Source organism: Sphingomonas olei, assembly GCF_045369765.1.
Classification (GTDB): Bacteria; Pseudomonadota; Alphaproteobacteria; order Sphingomonadales; family Sphingomonadaceae; genus Sphingomonas; species Sphingomonas panaciterrae.
Genome location: NZ_JBIQEU010000072.1, coordinates 1 through 1313 on the forward strand (window position 1 = coordinate 1; position 1313 = coordinate 1313).

Annotated in this window: 1 protein-coding gene; it reads left to right on the forward strand. The window is 65.3% G+C overall.

Annotated elements, in window-relative coordinates:
* Positions 1 to 76: 76 nt before the first annotated feature.
* Positions 77 to 1284, forward strand: a protein-coding gene (locus tag ACH0BU_RS18085; RefSeq protein ID WP_285139518.1) for an IS3 family transposase whose coding sequence is annotated in 2 segments (ribosomal slippage) — positions 77 to 401 and positions 401 to 1284 — 1209 coding nt in all. Because the reading frame shifts where the segments join, the coding sequence is not laid out codon by codon here.
* Positions 1285 to 1313: the final 29 nt, after the last annotated feature.

Sequence of the window (1313 nt, forward strand, 5' to 3'; positions counted from 1 at the left end):
TGAGCTGGCCCCTGTTTTGACCGGACGGATTTAAGCCTATGAAGGAGGCTTGGGGCTATCCCCTGAGCATAGGCTTATGTCCGTGTCCGAGATCATCACCGACGGCGGTCGTCGTCGTCACTGGGGTGCTACCGAGAAGCTGAGGATCGTCGAGGAGACGCTCGATGGTCGCGAGAGCATCTCAGTGGTGGCGCGCCGCAATGGCGTGGCGCCGAACCTGCTGTACCGCTGGCGGCGGTTAATGCTGGAAGGCGGAAGCGTCGCGGTTGCCGGCGACGATGACGTGACCAGCAACCGCCAGGTCCGCGAGATGGACAACCGCATCCGCGAACTGGAGCGCCAGCTTGGCCGCAAGACGCTGGAGGTCGAGATCCTCAAGGAGGCGCTGGAGCGCTCGCGCCCAAAAAAAGCGAGCTTGCTCATGCACTCGCCGCTGCCGGAGACTATCCGGTGAGCCTGGTCGCCAGCACGCTCGGCGTCGGGCGCTCGACGGTGTACGACCGCCTGACCGGTCGCACCAGGACGCGTGGGTCCTACACCAAGGCCGGGGACGCAGATCTGCTGCCCCGTATCCGCCAGATCGCCGCGCAGCGGCCAACATACGGCTACCGCCGCATCGCGGCGGTCCTCAATCGACAGCTTCGCACCGAAGGGCTGGCGTCGGCCAACCACAAACGGGTCTACCGCATTATGGCGGCGGACCGCCTGCTGCTAGCGCGGCGCTACACCGAGCGGCCCGACTACGGGCATGAGGGCGTCGTGGTGGCGATCCGCTCCAACCTGCGCTGGTGCTCGGACGGCTTTGAGTTCACCTGCTGGAACGGCGAGGTCGTGCGCGGCGCTTTCATCATCGACGCCCACGACCGCGAGATCATCGCCTTTGCCGCCGTCGCCAACGCCGGCATCAGCGGCTCGCACATACGCGACATCATGCTGGAAGCCGTGGAAACCCGCTTCGGCGGCATACGTGCGATCACGCCGGTCGAGATGCTGTCCGACAACGGCTCGGCGTATACCGCTCGCGAGACGCGCACCTTTGCCCGGCAGCTCGGGCTCAAGCCCTGCTTCACGCCTGTCCGCAGCCCGCAGTCCAACGGCATCTCCGAGGCCTTCGTGCACACGCTCAAACGCGATTACGTCCGCGTCTCGCCTCTGCCCGATGCGCTCACCGCGTTGACATCGCTGGCCAGATGGATCGAGGACTACAACGACAACCACCCGCACTCAGGACTCAAAATGCGTTCGCCGCGCGAGCATCGCGCACTGGTTTCTGCAACCGCTTAAATCCGTCCGGCGAAACGGGGGCCAGATCA